17 protein-coding genes and 1 pseudogene are annotated in these 21,182 nt (G+C 50.4%); 7 read left to right on the forward strand and 11 right to left on the reverse strand.

The annotated features are described in order from the left end of the window. Nucleotides 1–8: 8 nt before the first annotated feature. Complete coding sequence (gene yajC, locus ACIS_RS01440; RefSeq protein ID WP_010265810.1) at nt 9–401, reverse strand: preprotein translocase subunit YajC; 393 nt, start codon at nt 399–401, stop codon at nt 9–11. A gap of 85 nt (nt 402–486) precedes the next feature. Next, nucleotides 487–1,749 (reverse strand): phosphoribosylamine--glycine ligase, encoded by a 1,263-nt coding sequence (gene purD, locus ACIS_RS01445; RefSeq protein ID WP_012880469.1) that lies wholly within the window; start codon nt 1,747–1,749, stop codon nt 487–489. A gap of 199 nt (nt 1,750–1,948) precedes the next feature. On the opposite strand from purD, the gene ACIS_RS01450 reads away from it, so the two are divergent. Next, a complete protein-coding gene (locus ACIS_RS01450; protein ID WP_012880470.1) occupies nt 1,949–2,821 on the forward strand; it encodes an outer membrane protein assembly factor BamD in 873 nt (290 codons plus the stop codon). Between the two features lie 54 nt (nt 2,822–2,875). Here the strand turns inward: ACIS_RS01450 and cyoE are convergent, their stop codons facing one another. The 4 genes from cyoE to ACIS_RS01475 all read right to left on the reverse strand — a co-directional run bounded on the left by cyoE (nt 2,876) and on the right by ACIS_RS01475 (nt 7,778). Beyond that, nucleotides 2,876–3,781 carry a heme o synthase gene (gene cyoE, locus ACIS_RS01455; RefSeq protein ID WP_012880471.1) on the reverse strand — a complete coding sequence of 302 codons (906 nt, stop codon included), beginning with the start codon at nt 3,779–3,781 and terminating at the stop codon, nt 2,876–2,878. 7 nt (nt 3,782–3,788) lie between these two features. Beyond that, nucleotides 3,789–5,345, reverse strand: a complete 1,557-nt coding sequence (gene ctaD, locus ACIS_RS01460; protein WP_012880472.1) for a cytochrome c oxidase subunit I — start codon at nt 5,343–5,345, stop codon at nt 3,789–3,791. Nucleotides 5,346–5,452: 107 nt separating this feature from the next. Further along, nucleotides 5,453–6,346, reverse strand: a complete 894-nt coding sequence (gene coxB, locus ACIS_RS01465) for a cytochrome c oxidase subunit II (RefSeq protein WP_012880473.1) — start codon at nt 6,344–6,346, stop codon at nt 5,453–5,455. 193 nt (nt 6,347–6,539) lie between these two features. Beyond that, a complete protein-coding gene (locus ACIS_RS01475) occupies nt 6,540–7,778 on the reverse strand; it encodes an aspartate kinase (RefSeq protein ID WP_012880474.1) in 1,239 nt (412 codons plus the stop codon). A gap of 266 nt (nt 7,779–8,044) precedes the next feature. Here ACIS_RS01475 and ACIS_RS01480 point away from each other — a divergent pair, with 266 nt between their 5' ends. Beyond that, entirely contained in the window at nt 8,045–9,592 is a 1,548-nt protein-coding gene (locus tag ACIS_RS01480) for a methionine--tRNA ligase (protein ID WP_012880475.1), read from the forward strand. Between the two features lie 44 nt (nt 9,593–9,636). Here the strand turns inward: ACIS_RS01480 and ACIS_RS01485 are convergent, their stop codons facing one another. Genes ACIS_RS01485 through hslV form a run of 3 tightly spaced genes read right to left on the reverse strand, consistent with a single transcriptional unit; the run spans nt 9,637 to nt 12,356 of the window. Further along, a complete protein-coding gene (locus tag ACIS_RS01485; protein WP_012880476.1) occupies nt 9,637–10,335 on the reverse strand; it encodes a class I SAM-dependent methyltransferase in 699 nt (232 codons plus the stop codon). Nucleotides 10,336–10,338: 3 nt separating this feature from the next. Continuing rightward, nucleotides 10,339–11,784 carry an ATP-dependent protease ATPase subunit HslU gene (gene hslU / locus ACIS_RS01490; RefSeq protein WP_041651129.1) on the reverse strand — a complete coding sequence of 482 codons (1,446 nt, stop codon included), beginning with the start codon at nt 11,782–11,784 and terminating at the stop codon, nt 10,339–10,341. Between the two features lie 2 nt (nt 11,785–11,786). Continuing rightward, a complete protein-coding gene (hslV, locus tag ACIS_RS01495) occupies nt 11,787–12,356 on the reverse strand; it encodes an ATP-dependent protease subunit HslV (protein WP_012880478.1) in 570 nt (189 codons plus the stop codon). A gap of 844 nt (nt 12,357–13,200) precedes the next feature. Between hslV and rho the strand changes: the two genes are divergently transcribed. The 3 genes and pseudogenes from rho to ACIS_RS05700 form a co-directional block, all read left to right on the forward strand. Continuing rightward, a complete protein-coding gene (gene rho, locus ACIS_RS01500; protein ID WP_041651404.1) occupies nt 13,201–14,538 on the forward strand; it encodes a transcription termination factor Rho in 1,338 nt (445 codons plus the stop codon). Nucleotides 14,539–15,053: 515 nt separating this feature from the next. Further along, on the forward strand, nt 15,054–16,367 hold the full coding sequence (locus ACIS_RS05080) for a hypothetical protein (protein WP_148207707.1): 1,314 nt from the start codon (nt 15,054–15,056) through the stop codon (nt 16,365–16,367). A gap of 198 nt (nt 16,368–16,565) precedes the next feature. Further along, nucleotides 16,566–16,676 (forward strand): annotated as a pseudogene (locus tag ACIS_RS05700) (TrbC/VirB2 family protein); the annotation flags it as partial. Nucleotides 16,677–17,006: 330 nt separating this feature from the next. Here ACIS_RS05700 and ACIS_RS01510 read toward each other — a convergent pair. Then, the gene (locus ACIS_RS01510; RefSeq protein WP_012880480.1) at nt 17,007–18,032 is read right to left on the reverse strand and encodes an NAD(P)H-dependent glycerol-3-phosphate dehydrogenase; all 1,026 of its coding nucleotides are present in this window, start codon (nt 18,030–18,032) and stop codon (nt 17,007–17,009) included. A gap of 315 nt (nt 18,033–18,347) precedes the next feature. Here ACIS_RS01510 and ACIS_RS01515 point away from each other — a divergent pair, with 315 nt between their 5' ends. Next, complete coding sequence (locus tag ACIS_RS01515) at nt 18,348–19,286, forward strand: tyrosine recombinase XerC (RefSeq protein ID WP_012880481.1); 939 nt, start codon at nt 18,348–18,350, stop codon at nt 19,284–19,286. Here the strand turns inward: ACIS_RS01515 and purM are convergent. Next, entirely contained in the window at nt 19,278–20,312 is a 1,035-nt protein-coding gene (gene purM / locus ACIS_RS01520) for a phosphoribosylformylglycinamidine cyclo-ligase (RefSeq protein ID WP_041651131.1), read from the reverse strand. The two genes, ACIS_RS01515 and purM, sit on opposite strands and share 9 nt — an antisense overlap. 132 nt (nt 20,313–20,444) lie before the next feature. Here purM and ACIS_RS01525 point away from each other — a divergent pair, with 132 nt between their 5' ends. Further along, nucleotides 20,445–21,098: a histidine phosphotransferase family protein gene (locus ACIS_RS01525; RefSeq protein WP_012880483.1), complete on the forward strand. Its 654-nt coding sequence runs from the start codon at nt 20,445–20,447 to the stop codon at nt 21,096–21,098. The last annotated feature ends 84 nt before the right edge of the window (nt 21,099–21,182 follow it).

Here is a 21,182-nt window from a genome sequence, read left to right on the forward strand (position 1 = left end):
GAACTACGCTAGTACAGGCTTTTTGCAGTCGATTGGGATTTGCCTACATAGGCTCCCTTACTGCTCCCGTCTCTATTGAGTACCTCCGACACGGACGACTTCAGCACCCTAACCTCCACACCTGTTGCAATCTCTATGTGCAGGTGCCCGTTACTTGCATCAACCTTAGTTACCGTACCAAAGAGCCCGCCTGACGCGATGACCTTGTCTCCCTTTTTGATACTGTCTAACAACTTGTTATGCTCCCTGAGCTTTTTCTGTTGGGGCCTTATGACCAGGAAGTAGAAAATCAGGAAGATGAGAACCAACGGGGCAAACCCAGCAATAGAGGCCCCTAGCCCAGCAGCAGGCGCCGGGGTCGCGGCCGTAGCGGCAAACAAGGCACTAGGAAATGAAAGCATCGAACCTACCAGAAACGTATTCTGCAATCTACCAAAGGCCAGGTGTGCTGTCAAGGAGACAACTAAAGTGCTGGCCCAGCGCGAACTACTCGCAGGCGCCTATATCATACCTATACATGCCGCCAGGCCAGTCTAACAAATCTAGAGCCGCGTAGGCCTGGTGCTTAGCGGTGGCCAAGTCATCCGCCTCGGCCACTATATTCAAAACCCTACCACCGGCGGAAACCCAGTTGTTCCCAACCCGCTTCGTACCCGCGTGAAAGACCTTGACACTAGAAGACCTTGCGACCTCGTCCAGCCCGCCTATCACGGAACCGGATTCGTAAGGCCCGGGGTAACCCTTACTGGCCACCACTACGCAGACGACCGACTTGCGATTCAGAGACACCACCTCGCTACCAAGCCTGCCCTTTGCTGCTAAGGACATGAGCCTCAGCAAATCTGAATCCAGCCTGGGCAACATGGCTTGTGTTTCAGGATCTCCGAACCTAACGTTATATTCCAAAAGCTTGGGCTCGTTCTTCTTGATCATAATGCCAGCAAACAGCAGCCCCCTGAACTGTATTCCCATGTTAAACATAGCCTTGATAGTCGGATATATTATCCTTTGCACTATCAGGTGCTCCATCTCCTCAGTTATAATGCCCGGGGTCGAATATGCCCCCATGCCCCCAGTATTTGGCCCTTTGTTCCCATCATATACCGGCTTGTAATCCTGCACCGCCCCGAGCACTACCGGGTTGGTGCCGTCTATCAAGGTAAGGAAGCTAATCTCCTTGCCGTCTAGGAATTCCTCCACCACAACCGCCTCGCCGGCTTTGCCGAACTTGCCCTGCACTAGCATGGCGTCCAACGCATCATACGTCTCCTCCAGGGTATGGCATATTATAACGCCCTTCCCCTGGGCCGGCCCATCAGCCTTCACCACCAACGGCAGCTTGCTCCTCTTGACGAACTGCCTAGCGGAGCCAATGTCCATAAAATACCCGTGCTTTGCAGTGGGGATGTTGTAGCGAGTACACAGCTCTTTGGTGAACCCTTTGGAAGCCTCGAGCCTGGAGGCGGCCCTGGATGGGCCGAATACGAAAATGCCCTCGTCAGTGAGCGCATCGGACAGCCCGCTAATCAGCGGCAACTCGGGACCAACGACGACCAGATCTATCTTCTCTCTCTTGCAGACCTGCGCAACCTCGATAAAATTGCTCACGTCCACATCCACCAACGTGGCCAGGCCCGCCATGGCCTCGCGTCCCGGGGCAACAAACAGACGAGTCAGCATGGGGGAACGACTCAGGCAGTCTAACAGGGCATGCTCCCTACCCCCGGAGCCGACAACCAGAACATTCATCCCGCCCCCTACAAGAGACTATAAAGACCACGAAACGCCACCGCCACGCTAACACAAATCATCAGTTTGTCAATAGGGTTTTGCGCGGGTATGACAAACTGGAAGAATACCCTTCCGGAATCCTGTAGGACAAAAGACTTGCTACGGATTCGGCCGCGTGGTTTAATGCCCCCTGACGTTTGTTGTTTGGTGTGGTTCTGTGGCTCGTACTGGTTTTTTGAACGCTGTCCTAGTTGCTCTACTCGTTTTTTGTATTACGCCCCCTGTTGCTGCTGCACCTCTCACCGAAGAGGGGGTGCATAAGCTTTACGAGGATGGTCTCAGGCTGTTTCATAGTGGACAGCACAAAAAGGCTGTGGCGATTTTTGACAAAATAGAGGCTCTGTACCCATTTTCGCAGATGGCGATAGACGGCAGTTTGGTTGCTGCAGTGTCGCACTATGAGCTTGGAAACTACGCTGAAGCTGCTTCTCTTGCGGAGAGCTATATTGATGCCTACCCGAGCAGTAAGAACATAGACTACGCGTACTACGTTAGGGTTACGGCAAAGTACATGCAGGTTCCTGATCTCGGATTGGACCAGGGAGTTGCCCTGGAGGTTAGGAACCTTGCCTCCGAGTTTGTACGCATGTTTCCCAACTCGCGTTACCTGGCTGAAGTTTCCCAGAGGTTGGCTGCAGTGCAGCAACACCTGGCTGCCAGGGAGTTCATGATTGGTGATTTTTACCTAAGGCGAGGGGGGTTTATTGCCGCGATCAAGAGGTTCAACTCTTTGGTATCCGGGTACCCGGATTCGGTCTACGCTCACGAGGGTTTATATCGGCTAGTGGAGGCCTACACGGCTTTGGGAGATCGTCAATCTGCGGCTATGTACCTTTCTAGGTTAGGTGAAAACAGCCCCTGGCGCGTCAAAGCTGAACGTTTGCTAGATAGGGGGAATTACGAGGAATTGCCGCAAGCTGAGCCGGAGGAAGCTACTGTTGTTGAGGACAATCAGGAGGAGGGTGCTGTAGAGGCACCCATGCCTTCAAGTGGTGATAACGGCCTTGCCGCTGGGGACGTGGAGCAGTAAAAGTTGCGGCGTGGGCACGCGCTTGCATCAGCCGGCCGCGCGCGCCCTTCTTCGCTAGTACCCGCAGGCGATAACTGTGGCGAACAGTAGAAATAAATAATATATGGAATACTTAAACAGCCCCATGCATGCCTGGGGTGATGGCTGCCCCTTCTCCCGGAATACGGCCGTGGCATAAGCAATGAACGTCGCACTCAAGCAGGTTGCTAAAATTTCGTACAAGATCGGGTTTTTAACAAACAAGCCTGGCGTTGCTGAGACAACTGCAAGGATTGCGCTGTATAGCAATATATGCCACCTAGTCTTGCGCACACAGTACACAGGCAACATGGGGATGCTTGCTTTTTTATACTCCTCTAGGGTGAGCAGAGAAATGGCCCAAAAATGCGGGGGTGTCCACACGAATATTATCGCGAATAGGGCTAAACTCTCAAATGACGGCGCCCCAGAGACTGAGGCCCAGCCGATGACTGGAGGAAAAGCACCCGCTATGCCGCCGATTACTATATTTTGCGGTGTGCGCCTCTTCAGCAACATTGTGTAGACCACCGCATAGGAAAAAATGCTCCCTGCTAGCAGCAGCGCCGACGCATAGTTTACCGCGATTGCCATAATGAACACTGACAGCGTGGCAAGCACCATGCCGCACTCCAAGGCTTGTTCCCTGCGAATTTTTCCTGCGGGCACAGGTCTGCTTTTGGTGCGGTCCATAATTGCATCGATGTCGCTATCGTACCACATGTTAAGCGCGCCAGCCGCACCTGCGCCTAGGGCTACGCACACTGTGGATACTAGCCCTATAAGCGGATGAATGGTTCCCGGCGCAACCAACATCCCGGTTACTGCGGTAAACACCACCAAGCACATTATTCTGGGCTTTAGTAGTTGAATATAGTCGCCAACAGAGGAAAGAGCCACGGAGTCTTTCTCCTGGGGAACTTCAATAAAGGTTGCGGCCATACGTATTTTAATCCAGCTTGGGAATTTCCTCAAAAGTGTGGAATGGGGCAGGTGAGGGAACGGTCCACTCCAAAGTATCACCTCCCCACGGATTCGCTTCCGCCGCCTTACCCCTCCTTAACGTGTATACCGCAATTGCCACGAACAATAGCGCAGACAGGAAAGAAAGACCGGCACCCACGGAGGACACATAATTCCATGGCGCGAACGCGTCTGGGTAATCAGGAATTCTTCTGGGCATTCCAGCGAGCCCTAAAAAGTGTTGCGGGAAGAACGCTATGTTGGTTGAGACGAAGGTGAACCAAAAGTGCACTTTCCCCATAGATTCGGGATACTGCCTGCCCGACATCTTGCCTATCCAGTAGTAGAACCCCGCATACGCGGCAAAAAGTGCCGCAATTGACATCACATAGTGAAAGTGCCCAACCACGTAGTACGTATCGTGTAGTACTTTGTCTACCCCCCCGTGTGAGACCACTATGCCAGTCAAACCCCCAACCGTGAACACGAAGATGAACCCTATCGCGAAGAGCATCGGGGTTTTGAACTCTATCTTTCCTCCCCACATGGTGGCTATCCAGCTAAACACCTTAACCCCGGTTAGCACCCCTATCAGCATAGTTGTGACGCTGTAGTATGTAATCATCTCCGTGCTCAAGCCGGTGGTGAACATATGGTGCGCCCAAACCACCAACCCAACCGTTGCTATTCCAACTAGCGCGAACACCATCCCGAGATACCCGAAAACCGCCTTATGGGAGAACGTGGATACTACCTGACTTATGATCCCAAAAGCTGGGAATATTATTACGTACACTTCCGGATGCCCAAAAAACCAGAACAAGTGCTGAAAAAGTATTGGGTCACCACCGCCTGACGGGTTGAAAAAGCTGGTACCGAAGTTGCGATCAGTCAGGAGCATTGTAATTGCCCCGGCCAACACAGGAAGCGATACTATCAACATAAACGAAGTGAGTAATATGGTCCACACGAACAGTGGCATCTTGAGCAGCGTCATGCCGTGGGCACGCATATTCAGAATTGTTACTATGAAGTTTATGGACCCAACTATTGAGGAAATGCCCGCAAGGTGCAATGCCAATATAGCCATGTCCACAGATGCGTCGGGATGAGAGGACAGGTATGACAGGGGAGGGTACAAGGTCCAACCCGTTCCTGGACCATCTCCGATCAATACAGCGCAGAACAGCAGCGCAAGTGATGCTACCAGCATCCAAAAACTCAGGTTATTCAGCCGCGGAAACGCCATATCTGGTGCGCCAATTAGCAGGGGAACAAACCAGTTCCCAAACCCCCCGGTTAAAGCGGGCATGATCATGAAAAAGACCATTATGAGCGCATGTCCAGTGACCATAACGTTATACATGTGGTAGTTCCCATGCAATACGTCTATGTGTGCTAGCTGCGCGCGCAACACTAGGGACAGCAGGCCACCTACTATACCACCTATTATCGAGAAGATGATATACATGGTGCCTATGTCTTTGTGGTTAGTAGAAAATAACCACCGCTTTAGTCCGCTAGGCACATGCTCACTGTCCATACAACCCACCTCCTAAAATCGTTATGGGAGGAAACATGCAACAACCCATAATAAGCACTCCAAGCCCCAAAGTTTGACCTGTCGACTTACCCATATAGCCCAGGCCCCTAACTGCTTTCCTTATGCTGCGCCACCCACGCATCAAACTTATCCCTAGTTACCGCCTCAACCACGATGGGCATGAAGCCATGCAGCCTCCCGCAAAGTTCGGAGCACTGCCCATAGTAGACCCCGGGTTTCTTCACCGAGAACCATACCTCGTTCAATCTTCCAGGCACCGCATCCACCTTAATGCCCAAAGCCGGCACTGCCCAGCTGTGTATCACATCTCCAGCAGTAGACTGCAGCAACACGACCTCACCCACCGGTACGACCATCCTATTGTCTACCTCAAGCAGGCGCAACTCACCACTTTCCAACTCCGAATCCGGCTTCATGTAGCTGTCAAACCTTACGCCACTTTCGGGATATACGTATGTCCAATACCACTGATATCCTATGGCCTTAATTACGATATCGGCCTTGGGAATCTGTTGCTCCTTTTTGATGAGCTTAACGTTGCTTATGGTCAAGAACCCGACAATCACCAACGGAACCAAGGTCCACATTACCTCAAGCGCAACGTTGTGTGAGTTCTTGTTGTTGAACTCTACCTGCTCACCCTTTCTTCTGCGAAATCTGACCAGTGTGTACAGCATCACAGAAAACACAACAGCCGCCACTGCAGACATCACCAACATGACGTAATCATGCGACTTAGCTACGAGCTCCATAATCTCCGTTGCGGGCTCCTGAAACCCAAGCTGCCACGGGCGCGGTGCACTGGCATCTGCGCCAAGCCCCCACAGCGATCCACAGACAAACAACACACCCACAAAGAGCGCATAGAGCATAGGAAAAACACAATGAAAGCCAACATACACCGTCGGATGGTACATTGCGACAGTAGAAATAGCAAGGCTTTTGTTCCAGCTGGCAACGGCTGCTGACGCAGGTAACATACCTTTAACAATGTGGGTAGGGGCTTTACACTTGTGTACGCACAGTGATGTGCATCACAAACACCGCTCTGGTAGCCTCAGGTGTGTTATATATACACAAGAGAGATGCCTGGGTGCAAGTGCGATGTTACACAGTTTTGCAGCAAAGGCCGCGTGCTAGTGACCAGGTAGGAGCAGATGACGAACGCGCAGTTTATGTACAAGGCACACTTTCACGATCAAGTGCGAATTCCTCGTGCAGGAGGCTCAACGCTGGTGCAGCGCTTTGTTCATGCATCAAAACAGTAATTTTTATCTCAGAAGTGGAGACCGCCAATACGGCTATTCCACCACTGGCCAATGCGCTAAAAACCCTGCTGGCCACACCCGGACGCGATATCATACATGCGCCTACTAAAGAAACCTTGGCCAGGCTATCCGTTACCGCCAGGCTCTCGTACAGTATGTTGTGTTTGTGTTGTAAAAGGATATCTTGCGTTTTTTGCAGATCTTCTTCTTGCACAGTAAAAGTAATATTGCGGAGTTCCCCGTCCACGGTCTGCATTATCATATCCACGTCTATGTTTCCCTCTGCTATGGGAAGCAGTGCTGCGGCGATGCCGGGAACTGCAGGCACTCCGCCCAGCGATACGCTTGCTATCTTTTTACTAATAGCGATTCCAGTAATTATTCTGCTCTCCATTTCCCTCTCACACTCAAAAGATACCAATGTGCCCTTCGCTTCCTGCGAGCTTGACATCACATGAATACGCACGCCGCACCGCATAGCCATCTCTACAGAGCGTACGTTCAATATTGCCCTACCAGAGGCGGATATTTCTACCATGTCGTTATACGTTACGTGATCTAACTTACGTGCGCTCGGGACCAAACAAGGATTTGCCGTATATACTCCCGCAACATCTGTGTACATATAACACGCGTCCAGCCGCAGTGCAGCGGCTATTGCCACTGCGGAGATGTCTGACCCACCCCTGCCCAGGGTAGTGATGCGCGCATTGTGAATACCTTGGAACCCTGCAACTATTACAACATCATGCTCGTTCAGGAGCGATAATATGCGATCGGGTTTTATTTCTATAATTCTGGCTCGCGAGTGCTCTCCGGTTGTGTTTATGGGTATCTGCCAGCCCATTATAGATGTTGCTTTGATGTTTATGCGCTGCAATGCAAGCGCCAGAAGCCCACATGATACCTGCTCTCCGGAGGAGACGACCACGTCATACTCCGAAAGCTGTGCCTCTGATGCCAGCTCCGAAACCTCCTGTGCAGTTGTAACGGCCTCGTCCGTAAAGCGGCCCATGGCCGAGACTACCACCACAAGCTTGTGGCCACGCTCCACACTCTGCCGCACTATGTTTGCAACTCTTAATATGCACTCTACGTCTTTTAAGGATGTGCCTCCAAACTTTTTTACCAGAATCCTGCCCATGCTCAGATTTGCATATCCACGTAGTTGCGGATTATAACTGATTTGCCAGGTCCTTTACACAGATAATTGCCAGTGCGGACATGGGGATTTTGTGCATGATGTATGCCTATGGTTGTGGCGCACGGGTTGCGCTATTTGCGGCATTGCTGATATCCTCTCAGACCGAATGGCAGCTTTATTCTCTCCGGTGCTGGTTACTGCTTGAAGAATGAGCAAGGTTTTGGTACCATACCCGGTTCTAGACGTAGTGCATTTTGGGGGTTTGAGTGAGGCGAGGGGAGTGCTTTTACGTTACCACTCCTATATACTATGTTAACGATACTCCGCACATAGGGCACTTCTACACCACACTCATATCTGATGTTGCTGCCAGGTTTAGAAGTTTGAGTGGCAAGCAGGTCAAGTTCACTACAGGGACGGATGAGCACGGCCAGAAAGTTGAGAATATGGCCCGTGCCAGAGGTGTTCCAGTGCGCCAGTTTGTTGATAAAATAAGTGGCTCGTTTAGAAATCTCGTAGGGGTTTCTGGCTTTAGTTGTAATGACTTTATACGCACCACTGAAGAGCGCCACAAGCGCGCTGTGCTGGCGCTGTGGGAACGCCTGCGTGGCAACAATCAGATATACCTGGGGCACTACGCCGGGTTTTATTCAGTACGTGATGAGACTTTTTACCAAGAGCGTGACCTTGTGGATGGTAAAGCGCCCACTGGTGCCGAAGTGGAATGGCTGGAAGAGCCAGGATATTTCTTCAAGCTGTCTGAGTGGCAGGAAAGCCTGCTAAAGTTTTATGCAGATAATCCGAAGTTTGTAATTCCGGAAGGGAAGTTCAATGAGGTCATAAGTTTTGTGGAATCCGGCCTCCGAGATTTATCTGTTTCCAGATCTAAGAAAAGCCTATCTTGGGGGATTGAGGTACCTCACGATTCTGACCACATAATATACATATGGGTGGATGCACTGTGCTGCTATTTGGCGCTGCTTGGGTTCCCCGAAACCGAAGGGGAATACAAGCGTTACTGGGGGAGCGATGATGCGGTAAGTACACACGTTGTAGGGAAAGATATACTAAGGTTCCACGCGGTGTATTGGCCTGCTCTTTTAATGGCTGCTGGTCTGCCGTTGCCGAAGCAAATAGTTGCGCATGGGTGGTGGCTTAATGAGGGCCAGAAGATATCAAAATCGATAGGCAATGTGATAGACCCATTTGCGTTGATAGAACAATACGGTCTGGATAATTGTAGGTATTTCCTGCTCAGTGAAACCCCCGTAGGAAATGATGCTAGCTTTAGTGGTGCTAGTCTTGTGGAGCGCATAAACTGCGATTTGGCTAACAATTTTGGAAATCTGGTTCAGCGTACTATAACCCTTGTGCACAGAGAGTGTGGTGGGAAAATTCCTGGGGTAGAAGGCATGATGAAAGGGGAAGAAGCGCCGATAAACTACGAAGCGGTGCTGGTGCAGTATGTGGAATATATGGCGGAATACCGGTTTTTTGAGGCGCTCAAATTTGTTATGAATCTGTCTTCCGTGGCCAATGAGTATATTGCAAGAAGGGCACCGTGGAAGCTGTTCAAAGAAGATAGAAAAAGCGCACAGGCGGTTGTGTTTAAGCTGCTAGAATACATAAGGTGCATCGGCATTATGTTGCAACCTTTCGTGCCTGATTCTGCGTCTAAAATTCTTGATCAGATATCACTTCCGGCCGATAGACGCACGTTTGAGCATTTTTCCGAATTTTGCAGGGGTGGCGTCTCCTTGGGAACTCCTACACCCGTTTTTGGTAAGCTGTATTCCACACAATCTGAGGGTTAATTACAAGCCGAATTCGCTGTTGTGATGGGGCCGTGCTCCGAGTTTTACTCCACTTTCCATGCACTGTAGAGCGATGTCACTCCATTGCAGATATTCTGGTGCGCAACATTAAAAAACCCTGCACCTGATATTGCCTGGGCAAACTCTTCAGGTGGTGGGAATGCCCTTATGCTGTCTGTTAGGTATGTATATGCCTCGGCATTACCCGCCACGCACCTGCCCATATTTGGTATTACATACGCGGAGTATAGATCATACAAAGTCCGAAACAACCCTTGCTTTTGTATGGGGGAAAATTCAAGACAGAGAAACCTTCCTTGAAGCTTGAGTACGCGATGTGCCTCCTGCAGTGCTTTCTCTCTGTTAGGTATGTTGCGTATTCCGAAGGCGATAGTGTAGTAGTCGAAGGAATTGCTGGCAAACGGCAGGTTCTCCGCGCTGGCGCACACCCAACTGATGTTAGCATAGCCGGAATTGATTGCCCTATCTCTCCCAACCCCTAGCATATCGGGGTTAATGTCGCACACCGTTACATGCAAGCCACTGCGTCTTGCCAAGGCCCGCATTGCTACGTCCCCAGTTCCTCCTGCCACATCCAGCAGTGTGCCGCTCCTGTGCGTGATTTTGCTGCACAGTTCCCGCTTCCACAACCTGTGCAACCCAAAACTCATGAGGTCATTCATGAGGTCATAGCGCGGCGCTACCGAGGAAAAAACCTCATTGACCTCTAACTGCAGCGGCATTGCTCACAGTATAAACTTGGACAGATCCATCTGCTTTGAAATATCTTCAAGCTTTTCCTTCACATGACCTTCATCGATTATGTAGGTCTTTCCCCTGTTCTCCGACGCACTATAGCTTATGTCCTCCATGAGCTTTTCCAGTATGGTGTGTAACCTCCTAGCGCCGATATTCTCCACCTCACGGTTGACTGTAGAAGCTATTTCTGCGATGGCAAGCACCCCGTTTTCGGTAAACTCTACGTTGACACCTTCAGTTTCCATCAGGGCGCGATACTGTCTCAGTAGGTTAGACTCGGGCTCGGTGAGAATCCTTATCAGGTCATCCCTGCTAAGAGGCTGGAGCTCAACCCTTATCGGCAGCCGGCCCTGTAACTCCGGCAGCAGATCTGAAGGTTTGGCAAGGTGAAACGCACCTGAAGCTATGAACAACACGTGATCGGTAGTCACTGTACCATATTTTGTGCTAACACTGGTCCCCTCGAGTAGCGGCAAAAGATCACGCTGCACACCCTCTCTGTTTACTTCCCCTCTAACCTCGGTTCTGGCAGCGATTTTGTCAATTTCATCAAGGAACACTATGCCTTCGTTGCTTGCGATATGCAGCGCTTCTCTGACTATTTTATCTTCGTCAATGAGCTTTTCCGTTTCTTCGTCCAGCAAAATCTCCCTTGCCTCTCTCACTGTGGTCTTGAGTGTTTTAAACTGCTTGTTTCCTCCAAGCATCTTCTGCACTATCTCATTGATGTTCATAATCCCCACCTGGCTGCCTGGCATGCCGGGCACATCGAAGGAGTGTTGAACGTTTTTGTTCTCTTTCACGCTTATAGAAATTTCAGAGTCCTCAAATTCTCCAGCCCTCAATCTTTCTCTAAATGTGCTTTTTGTTTCTTCGCTCGCATCAACACCCACCAGACAATTGAGTATGATCTCCTCAGAAGACTTGCGAGCTTGCTTTGCCACTATCTTTCTGTGCTTTTCCTTTACCAAAAGAACGGCCCTGTCTACGAGGTCACGCATTATCGAGTCAACATCGCGCCCGACGTAACCTATCTCAGTGAACTTTGTGGCCTCCACCTTGATGAACGGAGCCTGTGCAAGCTTTGCCAGGCGGCGGGCTATTTCTGTTTTACCTACACCGGTGTGCCCGATCATCAATATATTTTTGGGAATAATCTCATCCCGCAGCGGAAGGGGAACGCGGTTTCTCCGCCAACGGCTTCTAAGCGCGTTAGCCACGGCCTTTTTTGCCTCTTCCTGCCCCACTATGAATCTGTCAAGCTCTCTGGTGATCTGGCGAGGCGAGAGGTCGCGTGCTTCGCACTCTTCCTCTAATTCTGCGGTGTCCTCATCCCCGATCCCTCCGTGCTTGCCGCAACCGCCCTGCTCTGGGCCTTTTTCCTCCCCTGGTCCAGAATTACCAACGCTCACACCTAGTTCGCTGGAAGACATCCTCACCCCCCTATCTTTTCCATGATAATGTTGTTATTAGTGTAGACGCATATCTCTGAAGCGACGGCCATTGCCGCAGTAGCTATGTATTCTAGGGTCATGTCCAGGGAGAGCTCATCCCTGGCTGTGCACAACGCTCTAGCTGCGGACAGAGCGAAATTCCCGCCAGACCCTATAGCCGCAATCCCGTTTTCTGGCTCGAGCACGTCTCCCCCACCGGAAATTATCAAAGACACAGACTTATCCGCGACTATCATCATGGCCTCCAACCTTCGCAAGTATTTATCCCTTCTCCAGTCTTTTGCTAGTTCCACGCATGCACGCATCAACTGTCCGGGGTGCTTCTCCAGCTTAGCTTCCAGCCTTTCAAACAGGGTAAATGCATCAGCAGTAGCGCCCGCAAACCCGGTGATCACAGTGTCACCAGCGAGGCGCTTTATTTTCCTGGCAGAGGTTTTCATTATTGCGCTGCCCATGGAAACCTGCCCATCTCCCGCGATAACCACACTGTCACCCCTCCTGATGCATAGTATGGTGGTTCCATACATCGTGTAGCCGTCTCCGTGACTCATAACCAAACCCCCCGTAGCTCACCACTGACTGATGAGAGATAACACTGGTGTTGATTCAAGCGAATACCTACCATAAGCTCAGTTACATTGCACTAATTGATACCCAATGTCCACGATTATGCACCTTCACTTCACTGAAATCCAGAGAAGATTTTTGAGGGCTCTCCGTAGAGCAACGTGTTGCGGAAACCAGAGATAAGGCCGTAGTTCGCCCCTGGCTGATTGAGACGGGAGCTGGTATCTGCACAGTGCTTGGCAATACACGAATTTATTTGCGTACTACTTCCAATATTGTTGTATATTGCTGTAAGGAATGAAAATGTAATGCACCTGCGGCGTGGGGGTGGGGCTTTAGTGTCGTACGGCCTGCGGTGCTTCTTGGCCCCTTAGGAGGCGTAAAGTTGCCGTGTGTATACCCGGTGCTTATGGCAAGTGGCCGTAGTTTGTGGGGTGTGCACTGCCAGCTGCGGTGGTACGTACGGTTTTTGCTGTCACGTGTAAGTGGAGGGGCCATTTTGCGTAATTTGGCATAAAAATGTACTTGTGCGGTGAAGCGTTATGGTATAGATTCCAGGCTCGGGGTTCATCCGAAAATTTCCCTGATGGGAGGTAGGTTTGTGCGTTGGCTTGCTGTGCCTGGTAGGTTGTGGTGTAATGTGGCGGCTCCTGCATAGTGCGTTGCTGGCGCGGATTTTCAGTGAAGCGTGATGGAAGCTTTGTGGTGTGCTTTGGCGCTTGCGCTCAAGTTTGGTATTCCTGGAATCTGGGGGTGGTGCGCTGTCTTCGGAAATAATTAGTTGTACTTATTGGGTTTAGTAAAGAGAGTTTTATGTCAGAAGGTGTCATGGAAAAGGAAGAATCTATAGTGAAAGGTGGTGCAGCAGGGAGCCTCCACCCCTCCGAAGGAGGGAGGGTGCTGAATCTGTGTGAACTGAAGCAAAAGAGCACGGAGGAGTTACTGGTAACAGCAGAGGAGTTGGGAGTAGTCAGCAACGGAAGGATGCTGAAGCAGGAGATAATTTTCCAGCTAATGAAGCGAGTTATCAGTGAAGGAGGCATAGCTATCGGAGGTGGAGTAGTAGAGACACTACCTGACGGGTTTGGGTTTTTAAGATCAGCCAAGGCTAACTATGCAGCAAGCAGTGATGATATCTACATATCTGCAGGCCAGATCAAGAAGTTCAATTTGAGAACAGGAGACATAGTAAGTGGTGAGATCAGAGCACCTGGGGAGAAGGAGAGATACTTCACACTGGTCAAGGCATACAGCATAAACTACACAGAGATAGGAAAGCTACAGAGGTACGTACACTTTGACGATCTGATTCCACTATACCCTGAGGAGAGGATTTTACTCGAATGCAAAGAGAGTTTTGGAGGGGAGAAGAAAGACATCAGCATGCGCGCAATAGACATCATAGCCCCACTGGGCAAAGGTCAGCGTGCACTGATTGTAGCACCACCTAGGGTGGGCAAGACGGTAATTTTGCAGCAGATTGCACACTCCATTGCCATGAATCACCCAAACATGGAGTTGATAGTCCTGCTCATAGGAGAACGGCCTGAGGAAGTTACAGACATGCTGAGGTCAGTAAAAGGAGAAGTAGTGAGCTCCACATTTGATGAACCAGCATATAGGCACGTACAACTGGCTGAAATAGTAATTGAGCGGGCTAAGAGGATGGTAGAACACAAGAAGGAAGTTGTGATACTACTAGACTCAATCACCAGGTTGGCCCGTGCGTACAATGAGGTCATGCCATCATCTGGTAAGGTACTAACTGGTGGGGTAGATTCCAACGCATTGCAAAGACCCAAGAGGTTCTTCGGAGCTGCAAGGAACATCGAGAATGGCGGGTCACTCACCATCATTGCAACAGCACTGATTGAAACTGGTTCAAAGATGGATGAAGTCATCTTTGAAGAATTCAAGGGTACAGGTAACTGTGAAATAATCCTAGACAGGAAAATCGCAGACAAGAGAATCTACCCTGCGATTGATATTTCTAAATCTGGGACTCGTAAGGAAGACATGCTGATAGAGAGTGCATTTTTGAAGAAGGTATGGCTACTCAGAAGGTTACTATCAGCAATGGGTCCAGTAGAAGCCATGGAGTTCCTGCGAGACAAGCTAAGCATCGCCAAGGACAACAATGACTTCTTTGAGATGATGAACAGCTAATTACACCCAGGCCAATACCTCGGCCTCCCCAAGCACCAACACCTGGTGCAAGGGAGGCACAGCACTGCGGTATTGGTGTGCACATACAGGTACACCCAGGCCACCCCTAACTTGTACCACCCAGCCCAGCACACCTAACCACCCCCATACTCCCACCTAACTACCCAGTGTGGCGTTTCCACCTCCTGCCCTTGTCATCCCAGCCTAACCAAGGCTGCCACCACAGCTCTCTACCCACACCTGCATAATCCATGCCCTCCCCTGACTCTACAGGTTTGAGACTCACCCTATATCACCTGTGTGGCGCCTCTACCATCTATGGTCACCCAACGTGGTAAGAACAACACAGTTGATAGGAAAGTGAGTGCGGGAGTTAGAGAGGAAGGAGGTGCACCGACAACACTACACCCAGTATAGGAGCAGGAACAGCTAGTCCTGTAAGGGCTGTATTTAGCAGTGCAGTACTTGGTAGTGCAGTACCTAGTGCTGATGGTGATACATTCCTGATGGGAGAGATGGTAGGAGTTGATGAGGGACTAGTTATTCAAGAACTAAGTAGAGCTGATGAGTTAGTGAAGTTACAACATGAATTAGAAAAGCAAGTAAGTAAACTAGCTGAACTTGGAGAACTTAAGTGGTTAGAAGAACTTGAGAAGCTGCAGGCTGAGGAGATCCAGAAGGTGAAGGACAGCATAGGGGAGATGGAGAAAGAGAAGATAAGGGAGGTGGAGACGGCGAAGGGGGAGTTTGAGAAGGAGATAGAGGAGATAAAAGGGGACTTGGAGAAGCTAGCAGCTGAGAAGATGAAGGAAGTTGTGATGAAGGTGGGGTTCAACGAGTTGGGACTGGAGGCTGCGGTGAAGAAGGAGGTGGGAGAGAAGCTATGGAGCAAAGAGCCGGAAAAGGTGAAGGAGGCGTTGGAGAAGATAAAGGTGGAGGAGCTTAAGGCAAAGGTGAAGGATAAGATAGGGGAGTTGGTTAAGGAGGTGGAGAAGATAAAGGAAGTGAAGGATAAGGTCGAGAAACTGGAGAAGAAGCTTGGGGAGCTGGAGGGTGCAGAGGAGCTGGCAGCAGAGAAGGTGAGGGAACTGACAGCAGCAGAGGTGAAGAGGGCTAAGGGGGAAGTGGAGAGCACTCTGGGAGAGCTGGAGGACATCAACAAGCTGCTGGAGAAGGGAGTGACAGCAGAGGCGATAGAGGAGGTGATAAAGGAGGAGGTGAAGAGGTTGGGGTTCAACCAGTTGGGACTGACAGGAGAGAAGTGGGTGAAGAAGATTGGGAAGCTATGGAGCACAAAGCTGGAAGAGTGGAAGGAGGCGTTAGAGGAGGTGAAGGCAAAACTGGATAGCAGTTCAGCAGCAGAGGCAAAGAAACTGGTGAAGTTAAAGGTAGAGCAGCTAGAGGATAGGCAGATAAAGGAGGTGGAGAAGTTAAAGGAGGAGGTGCAAGCACTTAGGAGCAACCTAGAGGAGAACTGGAAGAATCTCAAGAGCAAACTAGAAGAACTAGAGATGATAAAGGGATTGAAGGAGGGAGCAAAGAGACTCAAGGGGCAGTTAGATCAACTCAAGGAACCAAGAGACTTGGAGAGGCTAGAAGCTGAGAAGATAGAGGAGGTAAAGACTCTGGAGAAGCCAACTGTGGAGCTGTTAAGGACGAAGCTGGGTAAGCAAGCAGGAAGGCTAGATGCATTGTGGAAGTTGGAAGCTAAGCTGAAAGAAGAACTAGCTGCAATTAGGGAGCTGAAGAAATTGGGATTGGAAGAGAGATTGAGGGAATTAGCTGAGGTTAAGGAAGTTAGAGCCAAGCCCTGTGTACTGGACTGGTAAGTAGAAGTTGGTGGGTGTACCAAGTTGTGGGGAAGATTGAGTATTAGACCAAGATACATAGTAACAGCCATGATTACATTTATATGGTTATTCATCACTGCAGGTTCTGCTGAGGCTAGAGTCAGTGATATGGGTGTGAATGAGTTTGAGTGTGAGAGTAGTCAGAGCTGATTTAGAAGTTTTAAGGGAGTGGTGGTGATGTTGCTTAAACTTAGATTCTTACTGATTGCTGGAGTCTTCACATGGAGTATCCTCCATGGTGTACCTGCTGGGGCTCAGGGTGGTGGTACTGCTGAAGCTGATGATACACTTAATTCTTCCTCTTTTGTTTTCCTCATTAACTTACATCATCCATACAATGGGCAGGGGTGCTACTAGTTGTTCCAGAGGTTAAGTACGAATAAGAAACCTTGGAGTAAATGCAGGGAACTGTGGATGCGACAAGCATGTAGGTAGTAGCACGAGGTAGAGGACCTCCAGAGTGGGTGCGCTCAGTTGGTAGTGCAGATAGTCCCAAGTAGGAAGACCTAGGTATTGAGTCCCGGATACAGGTGAGTCTTCACATGGAGTATCCTCCATGGTGTACCTGCTGGGGCTAGTACTGGTGTGGTACTACTGGTGCAGGTGATGCTGCTAAGACTACACGCTGATGCGTGATTTTACGGGGGCAGAGAGTATTTCGGCAGCGGCCTGGCGCACGCCTAATTGTCCATGAAGCATACGGGCTATTGCGGAGCATATGGGCAGCTCCAGGTTTAGCGCTTTACCCATGTTTACCATGGCCATAACACTTTCTACTCCCTCAACCAGCATGGGTTTTTGTTGACCAGGGGTGCCCACGTGGCCAGCCTTCCCCACTGATATGCCGAAAGACATGTTGCGCGAGCCCGGTGTTGTGCACGTTAACACTAGGTCGCCCAAGCACGAAAGCCCAGTGAGAGTTTCCGTGGTAGCCATCCCCACTTTTGCTTCACACACAGCTTTTATTTCTGACATGCCTTGTACCATGACGATTGCGGACGCGTTGTGCCCCAAACCCATTCCAGCAATTATGCCTGACGCTATAGCTATGATGTTTTTCATAACGGCACCCGCCTGTACTCCCATAAGGTCACCACTGTGTACTACGGCGAGGGATGGCCCGCTGAGCTGTAACGCTAAGGTCTCCGCCGCTGCAATATCATCGCCTGCGAGCACCATAGCGCAGGGCAGTCCGGACGCAAGCTCCCTAGCGAGTGCGGGACCAGAGAGGACAAAGACGGGGTGCCGCGGGAGTATTTCTGCCACTACTTCGCTCGGGAATTTCAGCGAGGAGTTCTCTATTCCCTTGCTGCACACCAACAGCGGCGTGCCCTCTGCCAGCGCATCGGCCTTCATTACAGCGTTGCACAGGCTGCGCAACTCCTGAGCCGGCACGCATATCAACGCGGCTGCCGCGCCTTCTGCCGCCAAACCCATGTCGGAATATACCGATACCTCCTTAGGCACTTTGAACCCTGGTAGATACACAGGATTCTCTCCGCGGGTACGTAGCGAATCCACAACCTGCTTATTCCGACCCCAGACACACACTCTTTTGCCTGTTTTGCACAGTGCAATGGATAATGCAGTGCCGAATGCTCCGGCTCCAAGAATGGTGACTTGCACTTCAACCTTCAAAAACACACGCCCAGCATGGTATAGCCTAGTATTCCGTTTATCAACATAAAAACTATGGCGGTAGATAGGTCAAATCAGGGCTGTAGATGGCCTAAATAGTGAGCACTAATGCCGCTGCCCTTTGAACAAGCGATTATAGAGAATACATACGTTCCACGTAGCTGGCTGCCCGCTGGCGATAGTGCTGCAGATGTGGTGAGATGTTGCAATAAGGTGAATAAAAGATCGTAGGCGGATTTCCCCAGCGATGCCACACGCGAAAAAACTATACTGCGGGTTACTTATGGGATAGCATTCTACCCTTGGAGGTCAGGGTTTGGCATGGGCCCGGAAAATTTGCTGTCAGCAATCAACGATTGGTTGTGTTGGCTGCGAGTGGAGAGGAAATGTTCTCCTAACACCGTTGCAGCCTATGAAAGAGACATAATGGATTTTTATAAGTTCATCTGTGGCGAACCTTGTGAGCGTGTTGCGGGGCTAAAAGATATCCAAGAACTGCGCTCGGCAGAACTTAGAAGCTGGCTGGCTGACAGATTCAAGCAGGGAAAACAATCTTCATCAAATGCCAGGGCCGTTGCTGTTGTAAGAAGCTTTTTTCGTTATTTACACCGCAAGTGCGGCATGAACGGCTCTGTTGTCTCCAATATTTCCAGGCCTATCGTACGCAAGAGTTTGCCCAAAGTTTTGGAAGAGTCACAGATACGTAAAGTCATGGGAGAGCGAGAGGCTCCGCATTGGACGCACACGCGGGACCTTGCTGTATCAGCGCTGTTGTACGGTTGTGGTCTGAGGATAAGCGAGGCAGTAAACGTAAAGTTTTGTGACCTTGGGCAAGACGGACTGCGTGTACTGGGCAAGGGGTCCAAAGAAAGAGTGATCCCGGTTTTGCCATGGGTCAGACGTGCTATTGATGAGTATGTAGCAAACTGCCCCCACTTGCGGGTGCATAGTGCATCGGGTACCGAGTATATTTTTGTTGGGTTACGAGGCGGCAGATTGTCCAGGACCTACTTCGCGCACAGAATGAGGAAGCTGCGCAGACGCGTGGGGCTACCTGAAACGACTACCCCCCATACACTCCGACACAGTTTTGCCACTCACCTGTTTTTGGAAGGTGCGGACATCAGGGTGGTGCAGGAATTACTCGGACACGCCAGTCTTGCCACTACGCAGATTTATACTCATCTGGACTACAACAGCGTAATAGAGAACTACCGGGAGTTTCACCCCCAAACCACGAAAAAGAGTGACTCAGCTTAGGATTACGCTGTGGCGTTCACGTAGTACTACGCTCCCAATTACGTACGCATCCTCCCCGCTTTCTCCCAGCACCTGTAGTACTCTACCTGCCGCATCTTCAGATGCTATTAGCACCATACCGATGCCACAGTTAAAAGTCTCGGACATCTCTGTTGCAGGTATTTGAGCTTCCCTTTCCAGCCATGAGAATATACTATGCTGCTTCCATGTGCCTAGCTGAATGTTCGCCGCCAGAGACTCCGGTAACACCCTGGGTATGTTATGAACTAATCCCCCACCAGTAATGTGGGCCGCGGCCTTTATCATTTGTGACACTTGCAATACCGGCCGCACATATATCCTTGTTGGCTCAAGCAATATGCCCGCCCAGGTGACGCCATCTGCAAGAGGATACGGGCTGTCATAGGCGATATTGCGATCTTGTAAAACCTTTCTTACCAGCGAGAAACCATTGGAGTGCAGCCCTGAAGAAGCAAGGCCGATAATTACATCGCCTGTGCGAACTTGATCCGTGCGTGGTAATATCTCGCTTTTCTCGACTATCCCGACGGCGAACCCTGCGAGATCGTAACACCCTGCCGGGTACATGCCAGGCATTTCTGCGGTCTCTCCGCCGACAAGTGCCGTGTCTGCGCGCCTGCACCCCTCTGCAATTCCCGAGATAACCTCCAATGTGGTGTCGTAATCAAGGCTGCCAGTGGAAAAGTAATCTAGAAAAAACAAGGGCGTCGCGCCCTGAGCCAGGATATCATTGACGCACATGGCTACGAGGTCTATGCCTATGGATTTGTGGTTTTTTGCCTGCTGCGCAACAAGTAACTTAGTGCCGACGCCATCTGTAGAAGAAACCAGCACCGGGGAGTTGTACTTTTTGCTGTTAGAGAGGAACGGGTCATACAATGCGCCGAAACCCCCTATATCCGAAATTGCGCCACGGTTCGCAGTGGATGACGCCAGTGGCTTTATCGCCTCTACAAGCCTGCTAGCCAGGCCGATATCCACTCCGGAATCTGAATACCTACTCATAAACCCAAAGATTCCCCATCCAGACAGGTTAGCATCAGATGTAACAAACCGATACAAAAATATTTATTGATTAACTTCTATGCTCCTATAGAATACACGCTACCTTGCGTAAGACTTCGGGGCCTGTGCTGAATGAGTGCTAATGATGAGCAGAGTGTTGGGATGCTAGCCAACATGGAGGTGCTCTCTGCCAGGCTATTGCACGACCTTGCCGGCTCTGTAGGCGCCATGGTGAGCCATGTTGAGTGCCTGGTTGAAGATCCTGGGTCTGAAAGTATGCTGCGCTCGCTGGAGGAGGCGTCGGAAGAGATCATAGCAAGGTTTAGGCTGCTGCGCCAAGCATACAGCGCGTCAGAGGAGAATTCAAGTTTTGACAAGACCAGGAATAATATTGAGCAATATCTACAGAAGAAGGGTGTTGCACAACTGTTTTGGGAAGTAGAGGCACAATTTGCCGATGCAGAATTGGTGGAGAGGATCAACAGGTTGTTGGCGCATGCTGCGCTGCTGTCCGTAATGCTCATGATACGGGGCAGCGAAATTGCTGTTTCTGTTGTCGATGCTGCGGAGGAGGGAAGCGTGCAGTTGAAAGTAAGGCTCAAGGCTGATGAAGTGGCCATGCATCGGGACATAGAGCGGGTTCTAGTCTATAAGGATACAGACACGTGCCAGCTGAATACTAGAAACGTCCAGGCCTATTTCATGTCATTGCTGCTGGTTAGGTATGGCGCGACCTTCCACTACAATGCCTACGACGCGACCATGGAAATAATGCTTCCCCACTGAGCCAAACTATACCAGAGGTTTAGCGTGCTGCTTCGGTATGAGCACCTACCGGGTTTACGGTGCATCTGGCTTGTGCGTTGGCCA

The sequence above is a fragment of the Anaplasma centrale str. Israel genome, assembly GCF_000024505.1.
Classification (GTDB): Bacteria; Pseudomonadota; Alphaproteobacteria; order Rickettsiales; family Anaplasmataceae; genus Anaplasma; species Anaplasma centrale.